At 47.2% G+C, this 21,664-nt stretch carries 20 protein-coding genes; 19 read left to right on the top strand and 1 reads right to left on the bottom strand.

The genetic code is table 11. The features are described from left to right. Nucleotides 1–38 precede the first annotated feature (38 nt). The 16 genes from J5067_RS09680 (at nucleotide 39) to J5067_RS09605 (ending at nucleotide 16,724) form a co-directional block, all read left to right on the top strand. On the top strand, nucleotides 39–2,090 hold the full coding sequence (locus tag J5067_RS09680; protein ID WP_264645075.1) for an EscV/YscV/HrcV family type III secretion system export apparatus protein: 2,052 nt from the start codon (nucleotides 39–41) through the stop codon (nucleotides 2,088–2,090). Nucleotides 2,091–2,100: 10 nt separating this feature from the next. Further along, nucleotides 2,101–2,508, top strand: coding sequence for a hypothetical protein (locus J5067_RS09675; RefSeq protein WP_264627866.1), 408 nt, complete (start codon nucleotides 2,101–2,103; stop codon nucleotides 2,506–2,508). A 16-nt stretch (nucleotides 2,509–2,524) separates the two neighbouring features. Continuing rightward, nucleotides 2,525–3,820 carry a type III secretion system ATPase SctN gene (gene sctN, locus J5067_RS09670; protein ID WP_264650994.1) on the top strand — a complete coding sequence of 432 codons (1,296 nt, stop codon included), beginning with the start codon at nucleotides 2,525–2,527 and terminating at the stop codon, nucleotides 3,818–3,820. Next, complete coding sequence (locus J5067_RS09665; protein ID WP_264628432.1) at nucleotides 3,804–4,265, top strand: hypothetical protein; 462 nt, start codon at nucleotides 3,804–3,806, stop codon at nucleotides 4,263–4,265. Before sctN ends, J5067_RS09665 begins: the two co-directional genes overlap by 17 nt. A 379-nt stretch (nucleotides 4,266–4,644) precedes the next feature. After that, entirely contained in the window at nucleotides 4,645–5,127 is a 483-nt protein-coding gene (locus tag J5067_RS09660; protein WP_264650993.1) for a hypothetical protein, read from the top strand. Then, nucleotides 5,127–6,056, top strand: a complete 930-nt coding sequence (locus J5067_RS09655; protein ID WP_264650992.1) for a FliM/FliN family flagellar motor switch protein — start codon at nucleotides 5,127–5,129, stop codon at nucleotides 6,054–6,056. The genes J5067_RS09660 and J5067_RS09655 overlap by 1 nt, the downstream gene beginning before the upstream one ends. Further along, on the top strand, nucleotides 6,046–6,714 hold the full coding sequence (locus tag J5067_RS09650; RefSeq protein WP_264650991.1) for an EscR/YscR/HrcR family type III secretion system export apparatus protein: 669 nt from the start codon (nucleotides 6,046–6,048) through the stop codon (nucleotides 6,712–6,714). Before J5067_RS09655 ends, J5067_RS09650 begins: the two co-directional genes overlap by 11 nt. Next, nucleotides 6,711–6,965 carry a type III secretion system export apparatus subunit SctS gene (gene sctS / locus J5067_RS09645; RefSeq protein ID WP_264644852.1) on the top strand — a complete coding sequence of 85 codons (255 nt, stop codon included), beginning with the start codon at nucleotides 6,711–6,713 and terminating at the stop codon, nucleotides 6,963–6,965. Before J5067_RS09650 ends, sctS begins: the two co-directional genes overlap by 4 nt. Before the next feature lie 11 nt (nucleotides 6,966–6,976). Beyond that, nucleotides 6,977–7,741 carry a type III secretion system export apparatus subunit SctT gene (gene sctT, locus J5067_RS09640; RefSeq protein ID WP_264651105.1) on the top strand — a complete coding sequence of 255 codons (765 nt, stop codon included), beginning with the start codon at nucleotides 6,977–6,979 and terminating at the stop codon, nucleotides 7,739–7,741. A gap of 18 nt (nucleotides 7,742–7,759) precedes the next feature. After that, nucleotides 7,760–8,899, top strand: coding sequence for an EscU/YscU/HrcU family type III secretion system export apparatus switch protein (locus tag J5067_RS09635; protein ID WP_264627990.1), 1,140 nt, complete (start codon nucleotides 7,760–7,762; stop codon nucleotides 8,897–8,899). A gap of 151 nt (nucleotides 8,900–9,050) precedes the next feature. After that, nucleotides 9,051–9,587, top strand: a complete 537-nt coding sequence (gene sicA, locus J5067_RS09630; RefSeq protein ID WP_264645076.1) for a type III secretion system translocator chaperone SicA — start codon at nucleotides 9,051–9,053, stop codon at nucleotides 9,585–9,587. Then, the gene (sctE, locus tag J5067_RS09625) at nucleotides 9,587–11,512 is read left to right on the top strand and encodes a type III secretion system translocon subunit SctE (protein WP_264627894.1); all 1,926 of its coding nucleotides are present in this window, start codon (nucleotides 9,587–9,589) and stop codon (nucleotides 11,510–11,512) included. The genes sicA and sctE overlap by 1 nt, the downstream gene beginning before the upstream one ends. Before the next feature lie 60 nt (nucleotides 11,513–11,572). Next, nucleotides 11,573–12,808, top strand: coding sequence for an IpaC/SipC family type III secretion system effector (locus J5067_RS09620; protein WP_264650990.1), 1,236 nt, complete (start codon nucleotides 11,573–11,575; stop codon nucleotides 12,806–12,808). A gap of 71 nt (nucleotides 12,809–12,879) precedes the next feature. Next, on the top strand, nucleotides 12,880–14,076 hold the full coding sequence (locus tag J5067_RS09615; protein ID WP_264650989.1) for an IpaD/SipD/SspD family type III secretion system needle tip protein: 1,197 nt from the start codon (nucleotides 12,880–12,882) through the stop codon (nucleotides 14,074–14,076). Between the two features lie 463 nt (nucleotides 14,077–14,539). Further along, on the top strand, nucleotides 14,540–16,453 hold the full coding sequence (locus tag J5067_RS09610) for a hypothetical protein (protein WP_264650988.1): 1,914 nt from the start codon (nucleotides 14,540–14,542) through the stop codon (nucleotides 16,451–16,453). Between the two features lie 10 nt (nucleotides 16,454–16,463). Next, nucleotides 16,464–16,724, top strand: a complete 261-nt coding sequence (locus tag J5067_RS09605; protein ID WP_264627976.1) for an acyl carrier protein — start codon at nucleotides 16,464–16,466, stop codon at nucleotides 16,722–16,724. Here J5067_RS09605 and dhaR read toward each other — a convergent pair. Continuing rightward, a complete protein-coding gene (gene dhaR / locus J5067_RS09600; RefSeq protein ID WP_264644859.1) occupies nucleotides 16,709–18,691 on the bottom strand; it encodes a dihydroxyacetone kinase operon transcriptional regulator DhaR in 1,983 nt (660 codons plus the stop codon). The two genes, J5067_RS09605 and dhaR, sit on opposite strands and share 16 nt — an antisense overlap. A gap of 392 nt (nucleotides 18,692–19,083) precedes the next feature. On the opposite strand from dhaR, the gene J5067_RS09595 reads away from it, so the two are divergent. The 3 genes from J5067_RS09595 to dhaL all read left to right on the top strand — a co-directional run bounded on the left by J5067_RS09595 (nucleotide 19,084) and on the right by dhaL (nucleotide 21,664). Beyond that, on the top strand, nucleotides 19,084–19,803 hold the full coding sequence (locus J5067_RS09595) for an MIP/aquaporin family protein (protein WP_264650987.1): 720 nt from the start codon (nucleotides 19,084–19,086) through the stop codon (nucleotides 19,801–19,803). Between the two features lie 72 nt (nucleotides 19,804–19,875). Continuing rightward, nucleotides 19,876–20,940, top strand: coding sequence for a dihydroxyacetone kinase subunit DhaK (gene dhaK / locus J5067_RS09590; RefSeq protein WP_264644861.1), 1,065 nt, complete (start codon nucleotides 19,876–19,878; stop codon nucleotides 20,938–20,940). A gap of 97 nt (nucleotides 20,941–21,037) precedes the next feature. After that, nucleotides 21,038–21,664, top strand: coding sequence for a dihydroxyacetone kinase subunit DhaL (gene dhaL, locus J5067_RS09585; protein ID WP_264651104.1), 627 nt, complete (start codon nucleotides 21,038–21,040; stop codon nucleotides 21,662–21,664).

Genomic DNA, 21,664 nt, shown 5'->3' with positions numbered 1-21,664 from the left:
GCATAACCACTTTGATATAGACATGACGTTGAAATATGATGCTACAGAATTTTATTCTACAAATTAGAAACCGTCCTGAACTCATTATTTTATTGATAATGATTCTTGTCGTCGTGATGCTGATTATCCCTTTGCCTACATATGTGGTCGATTTTCTTATTGCTTTTAATTTGACAATGGCATTGATGATATTTTTAGGGTCATTTTACATTAACCGGATTCTCGATTTTTCATCGTTTCCTGCCATTTTATTGATCAGTACCATTTTTCGATTGGCGATATCCATCAGTACGAGTCGTTTAGTGTTGATGGATGCTGATGCTGGGGACATTATTGCCAGTTTCGGGGAGTTCGTGATTGCCGATAATCTGATTGTCGGTTTCGTTATTTTCTTTATCGTCACTATCGTCCAATTTATTGTTATTACGAAAGGTTCTGAGCGTATCGCTGAGGTGGCGGCGCGTTTTTCTCTCGATGCCATGCCTGGAAAACAAATGAGCATCGATGCCGATCTTAAAGCGGGAGTGATTGATGAAAATGAAGTAAGGCAGCGGCGAACGGTATTGGAGGCCGAAAGTCAACTTTATGGCGCACTGGATGGTGCGATGAAATTTATCAAAGGTGATGCAATTGCCGGGATCGTCATCATATTCGTTAATCTGCTAGGCGGCATTTCTGTTGGGATGATGCAACATGGGATGAGTATGTCGACAGCGCTTTCAGTCTATACGCTGTTGACGATAGGTGATGCGTTAGTTGCACAGATACCTGCACTCCTCATTTCTATCAGTGGTGGTTTGATTGTTACTCGGGTAAACAACAATGAAGATAATAATCTGGGATCCAAAATCATCCACGACATGTTTTCCAATAAATTTATATTGGTGGTTACCGGCATTCTTGCCATTGCGCTCGGTCTGCTGCCAGGTTTTCCATTGGCGGTATTTCTGTTATTGGCCGCACTGCTGTTTGGACTCTATTTCAAACACCGGCGGGAAGAAAAACAGCGGGGAGCAATGGCATCACGTTCAGATCAGAAAGAGAACGAGGGTGAAGATAAGGGAAAACCTGTGGTAATCGATGGTGAGTTTATCCCTGAAACCATTCCTTTAATCGTTACTGCATTTTCTGGGCATGAAAAAATAGTAAACCAATATGGTTTTTCATCGTATTTAAAACGCCACTTTTTTATCGAGTACGGTGTTCGTTTACCTGATGTGGTGATGAACTATAAATCGGATACACCACAAAATACCGTCGTCATTTTAATTAATGAGATTGAGGCGGCCAGCTTCCCGCTCTTTCCCGGTATGCATAAGATCTTGCTACGCGGTGATGAGTACCAGGTTCTGGACAGCAATGTACAGGTTAATGAAATTGATCAAGTAAAAACCTATTGGCTCCCGGAGGAACAGTGCAAAAAAGCACACAGTCTTGGATTTTATACGCGTAGTGCACAGGATGAATTTTACGTTTGCGCATCGACACTGCTGGCGAGAAACATTACCGAGTTTTTCGGTATCCAGGAGGCGAAAATGCTGCTTGACGATCTTGATAAAAAATATCCGGAATTACTTAAAGAGTGTTACAGAAATAATACCGTTCAGCGTATTACTGAGGTTTTTCAACGTTTGCTGCAAGAACGTATTTCTATCAGGAACATGAGGTTAATTCTTGAGGCATTAGTACAGTGGGCTCCGAAAGAAAAAGATCCCATTATGTTAGTGGAGCATGTGCGCGGTGTGTTATCGCGCTATATATCAAACCGATTTTCTACGGAAGGAAAAATTCGTGCGTTTGTTATGTCGCATGAGTTGGAAGCGGTAGTGCGTAATGGTATCAGACAAACGTCGGGGGGAACCTTTATCAACTTGCCTCCACCAGAAACTGAGCGAATTATGCAGTGTTTAGAAAAAAGTATTCATGGCAACGGAGTCAATGCCAGGGATATTATTTTAATGGTATCTCTTGATATTCGACGCTTTGTGAAAAAACTGGTCGAAGAGCATTATCCTGAAATGGATGTGCTCTCATTTGGTGAAATTTCACAAAGCGTGGACATTGATGTTATAGGTTTACTACAAAACTAACGGGTGAATTATGCAATATGATGTTGTTGCGTTGCTAACCGAGATTTTAGCTGAAGTGGGGATGTCAGAGGTTCTTGATAAAGACCTGAATAATCACTCTACGATATCGTTACATATGAAGGATGATATTCCCACTATCCATATCAAGAGTAATGATGAGGAAATTTGGGTTTGGGCGCAGTTGGGCGAATTCAATCTTTCTACCCTGAGTTATTGCAGTGCCAATCTGTTTCCATTGTTATTGGCGCATAACGAAGAGGTGTTTCATGCAGGGCAACCTTGTCTATATCAGATTGATAACAGTTTAGATCTTCGCGCTCAGGTAAAAGAAAAACATTGTGAGTCAGCCTCCGCATTCATGGAGATGCTGGATACCTTTTTAACGGTGTTGCAGCAGTATCGCACTGCATTAAATTAAAGACGGGAGTGCAACCATGGTCGCGCAAAACTTTGTCCATCTTGCTCACCCTGTAAGAATTCAGGGAAATGTAATAGAGGCCTATTTACCCGGTACCTATATTGGCGAGGTGTGCGAGGTGCAGCGTTCCCTTCAGGATTCAACACGAGTAGGGCTTGCGCAAGTCATTGGTTTTAATCACGAGTACACGCTATTAAGCCTGCTAAATGATAACCAGGGGTTTTCTCGTCGCAATGTGCTCTATCCGACGGGTAACCCGTTCAAGATTGCGCTGAATGACGATGTTGCTGGCACTGTTCTTGATGCGATGGGCAATGTCCGCGCTCGGCTCGATAGCAACGCGTCGCGCGATTCCGGCGTGAAGCATGTGCTGACGGTGCAAGGAGAAGCCAAAGATTTTACTCAGCGCAGGCCGATTGATACGCCACTGGTGACGGGAGTACGAGCGATCGACGGGCTGCTCACGTGCGGCTTGGGTCAGCGCATGGGTATTTTTGCCTCTGCTGGCTGTGGCAAAACATCGTTAATGAGCATGCTGATTGAGCATTCCGAAGCGGACATTTATGTTATTGGTCTGATTGGAGAACGCGGGCGTGAAGTTACCGAGTTTATCGAAACGCTAAAACAATCCCCGCGCAGTGCGCAAGTGGTGCTGGTTTACGCCACATCAGACCGGTCGTGTATTGAACGTTATAATGCCGCGCAGATAGCGACACGTGTGGCGGAATATTTTAGCGCTAAAGGGAAGCATGTCCTGCTGTTTATTGATTCAATAACCCGTTATGCGCGTGCGCTGCGTGATACCGCACTTAGCATGGGGGAAATGCCGGCCAGACGCGGTTATCCCGCCTCGGTGTTTGAAGCATTACCCAAGCTGTTGGAGCGGCCTGGACGTTTTCATCAGGGTTCAATAACGGCCTTCTATACGGTATTGATTGAGAATGAAGAAGAACCGGATGTTATTGGCGATGAAGTTCGTTCTATTCTCGATGGACATATTTATCTGAGTAAAAGGTTGGCTGCTCAAGCACATTATCCGGCGATTGATATTTTACAAAGTATTAGTCGTGTGTTTCTTCATATCACGCCATCAGAGCAACAGCGTGCCGCAGCACGTTTTCGAGAATTGCTGTTTCGGCAACGAGATATGCAACTGTATCTGGACCTGGGAGAATACCAGCCAGGAGAGAATGCAGAAAACGATACGGCGCTGAATAAAAAGGAGCAGATGGAGGATTTTCTCAAACAGGACATGACGCAGAAAATCGAGATAACCACGTGTTTGGATAAACTTTATGCATGCCTGGCGTAAAGGACATGCTTTTTTGGCTTTGCTGGAGCATAAACAACATCGTGCCGGGCATGATAAAAAAAAGAGTGAAGCGCTATTGGATGAGATGTTTTACGCCATTGCGCAATGCCGTAGGGAGTATGACGCAATAAGCACGAAGATTGCTCAGTTGATGTCGCCTGGGGTGCTTAGTCGCAGTGAAATGTACCAGCGTATTCGGCAGCAGGGTGTATTGATGAGTAACCAGCAAGATATTACTCAGCGCATTATTGATTTGCAGAATGATGCTGATATTGAAAAACAAAAAATAGAACAATGTCAGAGCGTGATAGTCGGGTGTGAAAAAAGACACCGCAATATTGCACGCAATCTTCAACGTATGCGACGTAACCAACTTCAACGTGCAGATACCACTACTGAAAATGATATTGAGGAGAGAGTAAGTTATGGAGATAAAACCGGGTGAGGCATCAATAAAATCCCAGATGTCATCGGAAACCGACTCTGAAAGTGAAATATCCCTCGAAAAAATAGCGGAGAAAAAGAAAAAGAAGGAAACACACAGTTCCGAAAAAATTACGTATTTGCATTATTACACTGCAATTCTGCATGACAAACCGTTGAGCCTGAAAAAGAACGGAGCGCCAGTGACAGAAAAGGGAAAAAAACATGAGTTACACGATCAGGAAATGCGTCGGCGTGATGTACCTGTTTCACCCACAATCGCGTATTGCGCTACAGCACAGGATGGGATGCCCGTCGTGGTAAATAGCACGACAGTACAAGCCAACGGTCAAGCGGGTTTCGTTCCCCTTCTTGAACAAGGAAACAGCAAGGTGCCTGATATGACTGACCCTGTCACAGTATCTGACGTGTCCAGCGCTGTCGATGTGCGGCCCGTGGCGGAATATGTGCCTGCTGTGGGTCCTGTGCATGACATCAGAGGGCAATACGGCACGTTCCGCTCGCCAGCGGATGTAACCCAGCCCCAGCGTAATGAGCCAATGACCACACCCTTTACCACGATTACACAGCGAGAGAGGTTGAATGCGTTGCGCCTTGGTGACTCTCGTGACGATCAAACGGTGCGGATCAGCTACCCGTTCCAACGTTGGTTTGGCGAACACTCCGTCAAGGTGTCGCTACGGCGTGACAGCCTGTTTGAAAGCGCAATGGTTCTGCAACCGTCCGATGTGCGCGCCTCCGATGCGTTAACCCGGCAACTTGATCACTGGCCAAAGCAGACTCCGCACATTTTGCTTCCCGATAGCGTGGGCGATGAACAGCAGCAAGGCCAGCAGCAACGAGAACAGGAAGAGGAACAATAATGAATGTGCGGGAGCGGTTGCGTCGCAGGCCTCAGCAGGTCAATGTCGCCTGGGAAGCAGCACTGCCTGTTCCGGGCAGTGAGATTGCGCAACCCAGTCCCTCGCGTCGTTACCTCAGCCTTGATTTAACGGATGAGGAGCAGAATTGTGCCCAGGCATGGGTTGATGCCGATGAGTGGGCTGCGGCGAGTGGGTGTGAACTGCCTGGTATTGCGTGGGAACAGGTGCCGCTTGGCTATCTTTCTCGTTGGCTGTGTCATCAACAGCCTGATTGGTGGGTGGCAAATAAACGGTGGGAAATTCAACAGGCCTCTATTCCTGCAAGATCGTTGCCGGTTTCACTTACGCTTATACCTGCCAGGCCCTGTTCGTTACTGTGTTGTGACTGGCCGGAGAACCAAGAACAGGCGCTACTGATTTCCCGTCCCTGGCTTGAACATCTTCCTTTTACCCTGCGCTATATGTTGGGCACTACCCGCTTGCTATTGGCGCAACTGGTGACGATAGCCAAAGGCGATTTGATTCGTATTGAACATTACGATCCCATGCTGCTTATTGAACGTTGTCCAATCGCACATTTTTGTTTAACTCAGGACCTGGAGGTTTTTGTGGAGGAGTTTTATATCGCTGACTCAGATGATGCGCTACGAGAAGAGGATGAAATAACATTTGAATGGATGAATTTGCCTGTCAATATCGAATTTGTATTAGATAAGGTGACGCTTACGGTCGGCGAATTGGATAGTTTGCAACCCGGCGCGCAGTTGCCGTTAAATAGCAATGCGGAAAAACAGATCAGAATTTATTTGAATCGCAAGCTATTTGCGCGTGGTGAGTTAGTTGTACTGGATGACGGCTCACTGGCGGTAGAGGTAAACAATATGAACGGCGCTGCAACGGGGCAAGTGGGCTCAATGTATGCTGAGTAATGACGTCTCATTAATTATACTGCTGTCGTTCTTTACGTTGTTACCTTTTATTATTGCCGGTGGCACCTGTTTTATAAAATTTTCTATCGTGCTTATCATGGTTCGTAACGCGTTGGGGATTCAGCAAGTGCCTTCAACGTTGACATTGAATGGCATAGCATTGATCATGACCGCCTTTGTTATGATGCCCGTCACCCAGAATATACTGAAATTTGTTGAGCGAAATAATATCAATTTTAATGATACGCAGTCGGTCAGCCTGTTTATGGATAAAGGGTTAGGAAGTTACAGAAACTATCTGGTGCACTATTCCGATCGCGATCTGATTTATTTTTTCTACAATGTCCAGCAGGGCAACAAAGACAGCGTGCTTCAACTGGAAGAGCATGAAATGCAATCTTTACCGTTGATGACGTTGATGCCAGCATATGCGTTGAGCGAAATACAAAGTGCCTTCAAGATTGCATTTTATCTCTACGTGCCATTTGTTGTTATTGATATGGTGGTTTCCAGCATTCTGTTAGCGCTTGGGATGATGATGATGAGTCCCGTCACGATCTCTATCCCGATAAAATTAATTCTATTTGTTGCGATGAATGGCTGGAGCCTGTTAACCAAGGGGTTAATCACCCAATATACAGAACTCATGACATCATGAATAATATCCTCTTTATTGGTAATAATGCATTGTTGTTAGTGCTTAAGTTAACGGCTGTTCCTATTGCTTTTGCAACTATAGTAGGGATTGTTGTTGGTCTATTTCAAACGGTAATGCAAATACAGGAGCAGACGTTGCCTTTCGGGGTGAAATTATTGGCGGTGTTTGCCAGTTTGTTCATGCTGACTGATTGGTTTTCGGCGGAGATGCTCTATTTCTCATATCAGGTGTTTTCAATGGCGTTTCAGTGAGTAATAACATCATGTTATTCGTTAGTCTCTATTTACATTTTCAACATAATGTCATGATTTTAATGCTTGCCTATGCTCGTCTGGCTATTGTTTTTTATATGTTGCCCATTTTAGGGGAGCGGGTATTGGCGAATCTTATCGTAAAGAACACCGCGATATTTCTTGTGATTATCGGCTTATGGCCCTGCGTTGAGGCGAGTCCCGCCACGGATTTAGGGGGCGGGATGGTACTGGTAACAGAACTGGTCGTGGGCCTGATTTTAGCCGTAACGCTTTGCTTGCCTTTTTGGATGGTGATAGCGCTGGGTGAACTTATCGATAACCAACGCGGCGCGACGATAAGCGATAGCATCGATCCGGTGCACGGTGTTCAAGGTTCCATTCTCTCTGGTTTTTTCAATTTTGCCTTTGGCGCGATCTTTTTTGCTCAAGGCGGTATGCGTTTGCTGGTTGAAGTATTGGCAGCAAGTTACCGGGTATTGCCCAAAGGGAGTGAGCTGAGTGAAATGAACATTAACGAGACCGGGCATTTACTCTTGATGTTAATGCAAGGCAGCATCATGTTGGCAGCACCGGTGCTCATTGTCATGATGTTGTCAGAAGTATTGTTAGGTGTCTTTTCGCGTTATTGCCCGCAGCTTAATCCATTTTCTCTCTCGTTGACCATCAAAAGCGTCATCGCTTTTGCTGTATTTTTGCTCTATGGATTCCAATCATTGACTGAAAAACCCTTACCTCTTTTTTCTTTACAGGCGTTTCAACGCTTTTTTATTTGACGTCATGGAGAAAGAGATATGGCTGAGAAAACAGAAAAACCGACAGAAAAGAAAAGACGTGATTCAGCAAAGAAGGGACAAACTTTTCGCAGTCGGGATCTTGTTGCAACGGTGGTATTAATTTCAGGTGTTTTTTTCCTGGGGAGCGGCATGGATTTTGGCCCGCTTATCGAACTATACAGTATTGCATTACTATATAACAACAAGATGACAGCTATCTCATACAGTATTCAATTGGTGGTGATTTTATTGCAGATGTGTCTGCCTTTTATCGCTCTGTGTATCGTTGTCGGGTTTGCCACAACATTGTTGCAAACTAAATTTTCAATAGCTACTGAAGCTTTACGTTTTAACATCAAAGCACTCAATCCAATCGAAGGATTTAAAAGGATATTTAGTCTTAGGACTGCTAAAGATTTTGTGAAATCATTTTTGTATCTGGGCGTATTGTTTGGTACGTGTTATACCATTATCGTCTACGAATTAAAAAACATACTTTTGGTTTATCATGGCACCCTTATACAGTTAATTGCCTATTGGGTGTCTGTCACTATAAAAAGTATATTGCTCTTTATTCTTTGGTCTGTGCTTATTTTGTTGGCGGAATTCATTGTTGAATACTTTCTCTACATCAGAGAGATGAAAATGGATAAGCATGAGGTAAAACAAGAGCGCAAAGAGTTGGATGGTAATCCTGAAATCAAGCGAGCCCGACGCCGGGCGCATCATGAAATTCTCTCAAGTGAAGAGCGAACCGCAATCCGAAACTCAGAAGTGATCATGGCCAATCCTACACATATTGCGGTTGCAATTTATTTTAATATGGAAGTGGCTTATTTACCGTTTATCTCTTTGCGATGTTCAAACATGAAAGCGCAGGCAGCAATTGCCTATGCGGAAAAAGAAGGAATACCGGTTGTTCGTGACGTAAAGTTGGCAAGAAAACTTTATAGCAGTTACACCGCATACAGTTTTATTTCAATAAACGATGACGCGCTTATGGCTGTTATGGATATATTGATATGGTTGCGCCGAGTCGAACTCGAAGAATTGGATGCGTTTAACGATAATAATGAAGTCAATGAGTATGAAGGCGAGGTTTCTCAAGAATCGCCATTGGCAGATTCTGGAACAAAATTATGTGATAAGAAACAATAGTACGTTTTTTTTGTACCCGGGTTTCATGGGTGAACAGTATGATAGTGCTTGTATTCATTACTATCTACACTCTCGATGAATTTATCGTTATATTAACATTTTTCCATTTTATCCATAATATGGAAGGTCTAAGATGAGCTTTAAAAAGGTAATGGATGCTAAAAATGAATTGCGTGATGAAGTTGAGGAAACATTGCTCAAAGATTATTCTGAGCAACTCATGGATGCCATTCATAATGGTGCAACGTTAAAAGATGTTCATGGCGTATCGAACGAAACAATGAGTGATGTTTATAAGCTTGCCTATGACTTTTATCATATGGGCAAGTTAGATGACGCTGAATCACTTTTTCGCTTTTTATGCATCTACGATTTTTATAATCCAGAATATGCAATGGGGTTGGCTGCTGTTTATCAATTGAAGAAGAATTACTCAAAAGCCATTGATTTTTATGCATTATCATATTCACTGTCAGAAAATGACTATCGGCCTATGCTCTATGCCGGACAGTGTAACCTGATGCTCTGTCGTTCGGTTCAGGCGAGTAAGTGTTTTGATATTGTAACCGAAAAATGCACTGACGTCAGCTTGACGGAGAAGGCACAGGCTTATTTGGCTGCCTTAAAAGATATGGATGCTAACGAAGAAAATGGATCGCAAAAAGAGGATGCTAATAGGGAGGCATAATGAACATAGCTATTGATGATTTTTCTTCGGCATTCGCATTCTCTGGTGGTGGAGACGTTGAAACACATCGAACTGAATTAATAAAGCAGAGCACCGCTATTAAACGTTTTGGTGAGGCAGGGCTGAGGGAGCATCCGCAACGAGATTCTGTTGCAGTGGCGATGACACTATTACGGCCAGAGCAACTGGCTGCCATTTTGCAAAATACTACTAACGCATTGCAGGGAAACGCTGCTCAGCCCCGGACACCACAAGATGCCAATATACCGCAATTGGCATCGGAGCCTTTCGCTTTATCTCCGTTGTCCCAAATCGCATCGGGTGCAGACAACCCTGCGACTTCGCTGACTGCCTCTGCTCGCATGACTAGCCTGCTAGGCAAAATAAATCAGCTGACTGGCGATGTGACACTACAGAAAATGGTCGATCAACTGAAGATATACAATGCGCAACTGGCGGGTCATTCTCAGACATATGGTGTACTCGCCGATCAATTAGAGCAGCATGCTCAGCAGTGGGCCAATGACAGTGATGCGTTGACGCAGGCACAGACGCTGGTCAATGGATTAAAACAGCAGGCTACCGCGGCAACGGACACCTATACCGATGCGCAAAAGCAGTTGCAGTTTTTGCAGAATCAAGCAGAGCGGGAATTACAAGAGAACGGCGTGCTATCCCCTGACCTGAGTAAGAAAATAGAGGAAGCGAAATGTGCTGTTACCGAGGCATATAACCACAAACAGCGCGCTGTGGCCCACTATGAGGATGCACTCAAAAACAGACTGGAGCCTGCACGCCTGGCAGAAATTGCCAGTAGAGCCATTCTGGAAAATACCAGGCAGCAAGCACAAGCCCTGCTGGGCTCGATGCCTAACCAGCAAATATCCGTTATTGAATCTAAACGGAAACAGCAAAATGAAAATGCAAAAAGTCTCAGTTATTTGCTGGCCATTGTCGCTGAACTCATCAATAAAAGTGCCAGTGAGGATTTACAGGCTGGCGCTGCATTGAAGCAGAAACTGGCAGAAGCAGCGGTTAAAGATGCTGAAAAAAAAGCGCGTGAATACGACATTGAGCAGCGTAAAGCGGAAGAGATGCAAAAAACCATGGGCTGTATTGGTAAAATTCTCGGTTGGGCTATCGCCATTGTCGGTTTCGCAGCGGCTATTTTTACTGGTGGGACATCATTAGCGCTGGCTGCCGTCGGGTTGGCATTGACGGCTGGCGATGCCATCTACCAGGCGGTCACGGGCGAGTCTTTTATACAACAGGCTATGCAACCGATTATGGAACACATTATTAAGCCATTAATAGATCTTCTGGCTAAATATTATTCGTTTATTTTGGAACAACTTGGGGTTGATAAAGAAACGGCTGCAATAATAAGTGAAACTTTGGGGGCAATTGCTGCCGTTGTACTATTAATTGCAGTAGCAATGGTGGCAGGAAGCCTGATGGGTAAGCTGGTCGATAAACTCTCTTCCACTGCGATAATACAATCCACCCGGGAGGCAATGAAAAAGATGTTGCAAACCATGATGGACAACACGATTGGACGAACCATTATGGCGTGGGGGTCAACGGCTACGCGTTCGTTCATCGTTCAAAGTATAAAAAGTGCCAGATGGGTTAATAGGGTTCAACAATCCCAAAATGTCGCGATGACCGTTAACGTTGCAATGCAAACCGGCATGGAAATCGTTGTGGCTGGAAATAAAGTGGAAGCAGAAAAAGTACGCGCCAAAATGCTAGAGGATCTTGCACTGCAAAATATATTGAATGCACTGATGGACCGAATGGTGGATAGCTTTACTCAACGCATTGCAGCTGCCAATGCCATTATCGAAAATATGGCTACTGTGGCCGAAAACCAGATGCAAGCGGGTAAATTCATTACCCGAAAAATGCAACACGTTGCGGGGTAACCCTATTTAGCGTAAGTGGATTTCAAAAATGATATATTTATTAACACGGAGTTGAAAAATATGATGACCACATTATCACCTGTTGCAACTCAAAACGAGCTGATTTTAAAAACGGATAATACCGCACACTCTACGCAGCCTTTCACCGAGCGTTTGCCGGATGTCCTTTCTTTGGCGCACCTGGTCTCTGTTTCCAGAAGTATCGGTGACGCGAATAACGCCTATGCCAATTCGCTTCCCGTTGAATTGATGGCTCCTGCATCAACCAATAAAGTCATACCTTCCGATACCAAAGCTGAACTGATGCAGAGGCTGTCTGATTCCCAGCAAGGAAGAGACATCGACAAGATAGAACAGGTCGTTGCGGGGGCTGCTACCCTGTGCAGCGCGCAACTTCTATCTGCAACAGATAATCCGTCAAGACGCAGTGAAAATGAAAAGGCAGGCAGGGCAGCGACGTCCCATACCGTGGAACACACCGCTGTGCGTTCGCACGCCGCCGTTGAAGGGGGAACAGACATTACACCGGTACATTCTGGCGGCTATCGTTATAGTAACGTGATGGGCAATATGGGTATTTTAGATGCGTTTACCGATATTTTGCAGTCGTTAAATCGGCAGGAAGCGCATTTTAATGCATCGGCGGCACAGTGGTCTCATTTTGCCATGACGTCAGCCAATGCGACTGGCCAGCATCTGGTTCGCGCTGCACGGGAAAATCAGACTGGCGCGATTGTTGCCGGGTCGTTAAGCATGGGGATGCAGGGCATCTCGGCATTCTCGACGGGCAAATCTTTGAAATCGGAATCAGCCTCAATAGAAAACAATTTGAAAAGGTCTCATCAACTTAACGAACAAGCGGATATGGCCAGAAACGGCCTACAGCACCATAAGGATAAATTGGTTAATGACGGTATCACGGTCGATAGTGATGTTTCCGCACGTCTGGTACAAGCACACGCAAAGTTGAATACGGAAAGTCAAATACTGCGCGATAGCCATCAACAAATATCGAATACATCGATGAAAAACCGCATTCAAGCCGATGCTTTGATGCAAGCTAGCCGATCGGTTCACGATATCACACAGGGGACATACGGTGTCACGGCGGCGGAGCAAAGCAAAGAAGCCGAAATAATGCGAGCGAATCAAACGGTGAGTGGTGAAGTGGACAGTGTTCATCAGCAAACGGCAAAAAAATCCAGTGAGGGCGAATCTGCCTTACGGCAAGCGTTACTGGCTATTCTTAATAACAACAATGATGCGGTCTCCGCAGTTGCCAGCAAGATGGCATAACGCATTCGCGGCTTCTGTTGCGACATCTTCTTGATAGTTGAGCCGCTATCTCTTTTATTTTGGGCGAAAAAATGACTATTTCTACTGTGCTATTACCGGCCTGCACGGCAAGGTTTCCCGGCGTGGACGCCGCTCCCTTTACCACAGCAGCGTCTTGGCAGGGGGCACCGGAGGTCTCCGAGGCTTATTCGCTGCATGATGTGAAAACCGTTTTGCTGTTTCTTATCACTGACAACCAAGAGGAAAATACGCTAACCCGATGGCCGATAGCATTCTGCGAAATGCATGACAAAATGCTCAGTCTTGAGCAGTTGCTTACCCGTTTTAACATGAATCCCAGTTTGCCATCCGGTGAGAAATTATTGCAGTACGTTGACGATATCCGTCTTGCGCAACAACAGAGTGCTTTGCCGGGAGAAAACGGCGATGACATAACAGCGCAGTTGACGGCATTGCAGCAGGCCATTCAGGCGCAACTTAACAAGATTCAGCATCAGATTCGTGACGACAAGTTGAATAATAAAGCATCGTTAGCCAGGTCGGAAAGCATGGCGCACCATGCGCAGGATGTTATTCCTGATGAGGAATCTCAGCCCACGTTGCATCGTGCCCGAAGAAGTGTGGATGCGCGAAGTGAGCCGTTTACTACGAGTACCAGTTACGCGGATCTGTGGGCGGAAATCGTTAACGTTATCGCAGGTGTTAAAACCAACTACGTGGATTTCTATGGCAATTTATTGCAGAAATACACTGAAATGTACGATGAATACAATAAAACGGTGCAAAAGGTTGCCGCCGACTCTACGCATTCAGGAAAAGAAGCAAATTCAGTCAACTTTGATGAGCCCAACCTGAGAAAATACGGGTATCAGGTTTTTAATAACTGGATTGGAAAAACTCCGCTTGGCAGTGTACCTGACTGGGATAAGATGAGCCCCAGTCAGCAAAAAGAAATGGTAGCGACGTTGGAGCCGGCTTTCAAAGTCAGTACTGATGGGAAAGTCAGTTTTAACAAGGATACCTTTGATAGCGTTTCTTTGGCGAAAGTAACGGATGATGGTTCGTATACTGATGTTTCGACCACCCGCTATCAGGCCTGGCTGGCGAGCTTCAATTCTGTAAGCAGCGCTTTCCAGAGTAACATGCAATCTTTCGCCCAGCGATATAGTCAGGCGAACAGCACATTCGATAATTTAAACAAAGTACTGAGTAGTGTCATCAGTACGCTGGGGGAGAGTGCCAGAGAGGTACTAAAAGCACTGTCATAATATTCAATCCACCTGTTTTTTAAAATATCTATGAATTTCAAACCCAGAAATAATAGTGACATTCTTTTGCCGTATTATAATTTGATGAGAAATTCGGCAATGACAACGTCAGAATTATGTAATCTAAAAGATTATGTTTATCGATATAATTATAGTATACCGGAGAAGGTTGAGGTGATAAAAAATCAGCCGATGACGGACAGGGAGCGAGAGCTTTATCAGAAAGAACGGCGTGTCCGCTATTTTAGAAAAGTACCAGTATATAACGCTCCGCCCGTTTATGGGGATAACCCATCAGTCAATGCACACATGGATGCGATGCGTCCCAGAATACCTGAACCCAGAGCCGAAATTACCTGCTCACGGTGTTGGCGTGTGGTGGTTAAACATATAGAACGAGTAAGAAATAGTATCGTAGTGAGTTTGAGAAAATTAGTTAATTACTGATTATCGTGGAGGCTTTATGACAATTGGAGCATCTGGAAATGTAAGTCCAGGGTTTGGCAGGTATATTCAGGCCGATGTTTATCATCGAATGAATCGAGAGCTCCCCCAGATTGAGACAGTGACTGATAATGTGGTTGGGTGCGCTAACGACGGTGTTTCGCTAGCCGTAAAAAACTTTATCCATGCACCCGACAAAGTAGGCTGTGTATACGGATTGATTCACACCCAGTCGCAAGCCGCGCTGCCTGAAGCGTTACGCAATGCCAATACAACGGTTGAATGCCGTGAGTTATTCAAAAGCGTTCTGGGTCTGCTTTCCACTAAGGAAGCTAATTTCACTTCAACCGAGAAAGCCTGTTATCAAAAATTATGCGACCGTTTTTGTTCCGAAATCATAAAAGAGCCTGAGGAGTTCAACGCGAATATTAGTCTGAATAAACATGTAAAAAATGTCACTAAAGACGATAAACAATTTTGGGTAGCAGCGGCACCGCTGCTTGAAACCTACAGTAAGGATATATTGGAGGATCTCACCGCGCATATGCTCAATCAGTCGATCAATGCGTGGTGTGAATATCATAATGTCACCGATCGTGAGTGGGCGCGCTCGAATATTGAACAGATTTTCTCTGGCAATATTCGTATGTGCTTCAACGTGATCGATGATGAGGTCATGGGGATTACCAAGGAGGCAAAAGCCGCAAACCAGGATCACGCGGATATCCACGGGGCGATTATCCGCTTTGGGTATATGAAAATTTTTGATGCTGTTGCGTCAATCCCATTAGCGCTTCAGCGTCAAACGCCCACTGGCGCTGCGAAGCCAAGCACCTCAGAAAAGGCGGTGGGAACGTCAGATGCAACGGACAACGTGAATGGGCATCACTTACCGACAGCACCGACAGCATCATCTTCCCCAGGTAATATCACCGTTTATGGCAGCAATGCGACGGCCACATCGTACGGTGGAAATACGCCAACGACGCCACCTGATCCCTGGAGTTCAATAACAGAAAAGCTATTGGCTTCAGATAAAATAGATAAAGATCAGCGCTTTGTGTTATTGAAAGATCTGATTGCCTCGATGGGTGAGCGGCGCGAGACACCGTCGGATTTTATCAACCGCTACCCGCTGCTCAGCCGATTGAATGGCATCAGTACGCAAGATTTACCTGTCTATTCGACGCTGCCGAATGGGAAGATCACCACGATGGCCGAGTCTTTCTCTATGGGGACTGACAGCGTGAAGCCCACCGCACCGGAGGTTGAACACGGACGGGAACCTCGCGTTCAGGTACAACGGCTTCCTTCCTCCAGTAGCTCCGTGGGTTCCGCTATATCGACGATGTCACCGCCACGATCGCCTCTGGATAATTTCCAAATTGGTACACTATCGCCCAAGCACAACATCAACCCCTTGGCATCACTGGCGGCACACCCTACCGCCGAAGCCTATCCCTCCGCCGTTGTCGCTGAAAAGGGGCCTGCGGCAAATGACGATTTTTCTGTGACAGAAGCGACTGGCCATTCGGAGGTAGCCTCTTCAGCAGGGGGGGGCTCATCCGGCATCAACAAGGATGATCTGGCCTTGCTGAAGCGCTGGCTTGGTGAGGAAGTCCCAGAGAATGAAAACGAAATGGCGAGCATCGATAAACTGATCCTGCGCGAGGACGGCGTGTATACCCAAACGCTGGAACACTTCCTGGAAAGAGCATTTCTCGCCGATGTAGGCACTGAAGAGCGCAGTGATATGCAGCAGGTCTATATCAACGAGGCATTTCGTAAAATGCAATTGCACGAAGATTTTTTCCAACTGAGCCGCAACGCTCAGAAGTTGGTAGAGAAATACAGCGAAAAACGCAATTCTCGGGTCTTGACCACCATGCCTGGCGTGAGGCGCACCCTCTCTTCACAGACATCACGAGGATGATGGTGTGATAATGGGGAGTGATAATGAGCGTCAGGTGAAAGCATTGATTCATCAGGTAAGCGGCATCCCTGTTGACAGCATTGGGTTGAACGATAGCGTGATCGTCACGTTAGGTCTGGATTCGGTCGAGATGATAGATTTACTGATGCAGCTTGAGGCATTCGGGGTGACGATCCCGTCAGCGCAGATAGACGCTGCGCTGACGGTACGCAATATTGTTGAACTTTTCGCCGGTGCATCTTATCCCGAAAGGGGTCAACCCACTTTGTAATCGGCAAGATGGATATTAAGCAGCTTGAGTTTACGCCACAAGGACGTGCGGCCAATGTTTAACGATAAAGCCATTTGTGAGGCTTTTCCCCGGCAGTGAATGGCTGCCTGGATGAGCGCATCCCGCTCCATCTCTTGTAACGACTGAGGATGGAGGCTCGCTTCTCGCGATGATGTCTCAAGAATGTTTTCACTCAATGGTGCCGGAATATCTTTGACTTTTATTCGGTTGCCGTTGCTATAGCTGTAAGCGCGCTCCAGCACATTGCGCAGTTCTCGGTTATTTCCCGGCCAGGCATAGCGCATGAGCAATTGTTGTGCATCTTCAGAGAGCGTCACGTTAGCGCCGATCTCGCGGCTCATGATCTTAAGGTAGCGCTTGATCAATGCAGGGATATCTTCGCTGCGTTCCCGCAGGGCAGGTACGTGGATGTCGAACGATTGTAATTCGTAAAGCAGGTGGCGGCGAAAGCGGTTTTCCTCAACAAACTGATTGATGTCTATATCTGTGGTGGTGATCAACCTGACATCCAGCGGCACCAACGTCTGGTTGGCCTTGTTGAGCAACCCGGTTTTCAGCAGTTGTAACAGCGCGGTTTGCACTTCTTGTGTCAGGTATTCGACATTCTCTAACAGCAATGTGCCACCTTTCGCCAACTCGAATTTGGAAATGACCGGTTTATCGGTATGCGCGTTGTTGCCCAAAAATTCGCTCGCCATCGCCTCGCGCGGTATTGCCTGGCAATTGATGGTAATAAAGGGCTTATCCCTGCGCTCGCTGGCGTTATGAATAGCCTGTGCCAGATAGGCCTTGCCAAGTCCCTCTTCACCGTGCAGCAGGACGGAGCCGCGCCCCTTTGCCGCCTGCTGTGCAAGGCGAACCACACGCCGAATAGCGCTGGAGGTGCCAACGTAATCAAGATCGTCAAATGTCAGCCGTGCATACGCTCCGCCGTGGCGATGCACCAATTCACGAATGTGATCGATAGGGTGCAACAGCGCGATGTAACGATCGGGCGTATTGGCGACGCCTTTGACAATTTTGAGCGACATCGCCAGTGCGATAAACGCACCTTGAAATTCGACGGCGGTTTCGAACAGGTAGACATCCCGGTTTTCCGCAATGGCATGCGCGATCCGCTGCGGTAAGGTCAACGTATCCTGAATATTTTTTCCTAACAGCTTCTCGCCCTTAACATTGAGCAGGTCGCTGCCGTTTTTGTTCAGATAGAGGATGGTGCCTTTATGATCCCAGGCGAGAACGCCTTCTTCCACGCCATCCAGCAGGGCGTGTACTTCACTTAAATGTTGGTTGGATTCAGCCAAAATCATATCCGTGTGCAATTTTGCGCTGATTTGCTGCGCAGTGGAATGCACTAGCGCCAGGGCGGAAACCGTGTCGCTGTCGTTTAGCAGAATCAGCCCGACCGCACCCATCACCGCGCTGTAACTGTCGAAAACCGGCGTGGCAAAGCAGGCAAATTGATGCAAGTGCTGATTGAAATGCTCATAGCCTTGCAGGCTGACCGGCTCGTGTAACAGCAGCGCCGTTGTGACGGCATTATTCCCCATCATGCTTTCGCGCCAGTAAATTCCCTCGCCAATGCCTAACGTCATTAGCCGTTGGCTCATGGCCGGGGAGGCGTGAAAACTCAGCGTACACCCGGTTTCATCGGTCAGTAGCAGGGCGCATTCCGTGGTGGTGAGATAGGCAAAGATATCCTCCAGTATGGGCGAAGAGATATTGATCATATCGGCACGGTTGCGACACAGAGACTTGAACGTAATGCCTTTGGCGTAGAGTGGCGTTGACCAATGATCGTGACGCTGTTGTCGACGGCAACGCAGCCACGATTCGGTGACATAGGGCTTTAGCGCGAGGTGTTCCATGCTGGCGGCATCGGGATACCTTATTGGGTCCGGCGTGATGAAATCGTGCCACAGGGTTTTCAATGCAGTCTGTTTCACCGGTTGCTCCTTTATCGTACCCCTTTGGGAAATAGGTAGCGCATTTATGTTCCATTTTGGAAATATTATGTCGAATTTGTGATGCATATCGCCAACCACGAATGGCGATGAGATAGAACCAATGATTATATTTAATTTATTGAATTTGAATGTCTTTATTCTTTCATTCAACAAAGTGTGAGTTGCTACACAACTTTTGTCACAGTTTGACGGGTATCAAATAACAGGGCGTGCTGGGTTATTTATGTTTCATATTGGGACTTTTTGGTGCGCCACGATGTTCCTGAATTGAACAAAAAAATATTTTTTACAGCATAGATTCGGCTTCCTACTCTCATCGTGTTCGTTACGTCATGTGGGTAACCCCTCAAGCTAAAACGAAGGAGATAGCGATGAACGTTTTTCTTGCAGAATTGATTGGCACCATGGTGCTGATACTGCTTGGCAACGGTGTAGTAGCCAACGTGGTGTTAGCGCGAACCAAAGGAGGCAATAGCGGCTGGATCGTTATTACCGCCGGGTGGGGATTTGCAGTAGCAATCGCGGTATATATCACGGGCTGGGTGAGCGGGGCGCATCTGAATCCGGCGGTTACTTTTGGCATGTGGCTGTATGGCAGCATCTCTGGCGCAATGGCATTGGTCTATGTCGTCGCTCAATGTATCGGCGCTTTCCTTGGCTCGATTCTGGTCTATCTTACCTACAAACGTCACTACGACGAGACTGAAGATGCAGGGCTGATACTGGCGACCTTTTCCACCGGGCCTGCGGTACGCGATTTTAAGTGGAACCTGGTCACAGAAATTATCGGTACGGCTGTTTTAGTCTTTGGCGTACTGGGTATTTTTAATTCGCATAACGGGATTGCGTCCGGCTTTGGCCCGTTCGCGGTGGGGATTCTGGTGTATAGCATCGGGTTGTCGTTGGGTGGGCCTACCGGCTATGCCATCAACCCGGCGCGTGATTTAGGGCCGAGAATTGCTCATGCCTTGCTGCCCATTAAAAATAAAGGCCATTCCGATTGGGAATACGCCTGGGTGCCGATTGTCGGCCCGCTGATCGGGGGTGGCATCGGTGCGCTGTGCTACAAATTTTTACCGGTTTTTGCCTAACGGGCGGTTCGCCGCTCAGCCATGGAAATCGTCCTTTCCCCAGAGAAAGGGCGGTCATCAAGAGGAAGGGTCATGAAAAAGCTCATCAACAAAGTCGATGATGTTGTCAGAGAACAGCTTGAAGGTTTCGCACTTGCCCACCCCGAATTGACGGTGAATACCGAGCCTTTCTATGTTTACCGTCGCTCGGATAAACCCAAAGTGGCGCTGATCTCCGGCGGAGGCTCCGGGCATGAGCCGATGCATGCCGGTTTTGTCGGTTTCGGCATGCTGGATGGCGCGTGCCCCGGCCATATCTTTACCTCGCCTACGCCCGATCAAATGTATGAATGTGCGCAGAACGTCAGTAACGAAAATGGCGTGTTGCTGCTGATCAAAAACTATACCGGGGATATCCTTAATTTTGAGACCGCCGCAGAGCTGCTGCACGGTGAAGGTATTGCCGTGCAGGTGGCCGTGATTGACGATGATGTCGCGGTAAAAGACAGCTTGTACACGGCGGGTCGTCGTGGGGTTGCCACCACGGTGCTGGCGGAGAAACTGTTGGGGGCGGCGGCAGAAGAGGGGTATAGCCTGGAGCAATGTTCAGCGCTGGCGACGCGTATTGCCGATCAGGGCCGTTCTATTGGCGTCGCACTCTCCTCGTGCACCGTACCCGCAGCCGGTAAGCCCAGTTTTTCATTGCCGGAAGATGAAATCGAATTCGGTATCGGTATCCACGGCGAGCCGGGCATCCGCCGGGAAAAGTATACTGATGGTGACACCATTGTCAGCGCCATGCTGGATGAAATTCTTGATAACACCCCATACGTACGAACGCTGCGTCAATGGGATCGGGAAAAAGGCGAATGGTTTGACGATACCCGTACCACCACGCCGCTCAACGCGGGCGACAATGTGATCGTGCTGGTTAACGGACTGGGGGCTACACCAGCCTCGGAGCTGTACGGTGTTTATCGCAAAGTGGCGGAGATTCTGGCGGCGAAGCACATCAACATTGCACGTAATCTGGTCGGCACCTATTGCAGTGCAATTGATATGCAGGGCGTCTCCATCACGGTGCTGAAAGCGGATGACGAAATGCTCTCGCTGTGGGATTTCCCGGTCAGTACACCGGCGCTGAGATGGAAAATGTAGTGTAGTCAGGCAAGCTGCCGCCGTTGGCGGCAGATCGCGCGCAGATGCAGGGGGAGCCTGCATCCGGCGCTGATGCGGTGAAAACTGAGGTGCGATGATGGTGGTAACCAAAAGCAAAGTGATCGCCTGGCTGGATGCGGCGGCCGATGTGTTTGAGCAACAACAAGAGTTTCTTACCGATTTGGATCGTGAAATCGGCGACGCGGATCACGGGCTGAACATGAACCGTGGCTTTCGCAAGGTAAAAGAAAAACTGCCGACGCTGGCGGATAAAGATATCGGCACCATCATGAAGAATACCGGCATGGTGCTGCTTTCCACCATTGGTGGAGCCAGCGGACCGCTGTACGGCACTTTCTTTATCAAAGCGGCAGAAACCGTGATGGCAAAAGAAGAGCTGACGGTCACGGATCTCTACCATATGTATCAGGAAGGGACGGAGCGCATTATCGCTCGCGGCATGGCGCATCCCGGTGATAAAACCATGGTGGATACGCTGAGCGCGATTGTGGCATCGCTGAAAGCCCGGCAAGAAGATCCGCTCTCCTCGGCGCTGGCGGAAACGCTGAAAGCGGCGGAGCAGGGAATGAAAAGCACTATCCCACTGCGTGCGGCAAAAGGTCGTGCCAGCTATCTTGGCGAGCGCGCTATCGGACATCAGGACCCTGGTGCCACATCCAGCTACCTGCTGTTCAAAACGCTCTGTGATGTCGTGGACATGTGA

This window comes from Candidatus Symbiopectobacterium sp. NZEC151 (assembly GCF_025962655.1).
Taxonomy (GTDB): domain Bacteria; phylum Pseudomonadota; class Gammaproteobacteria; order Enterobacterales; family Enterobacteriaceae; genus Symbiopectobacterium.
Note: the sequence above shows the minus strand (reverse complement) of the source record. Positions and strands in the feature narration are given on the sequence as shown.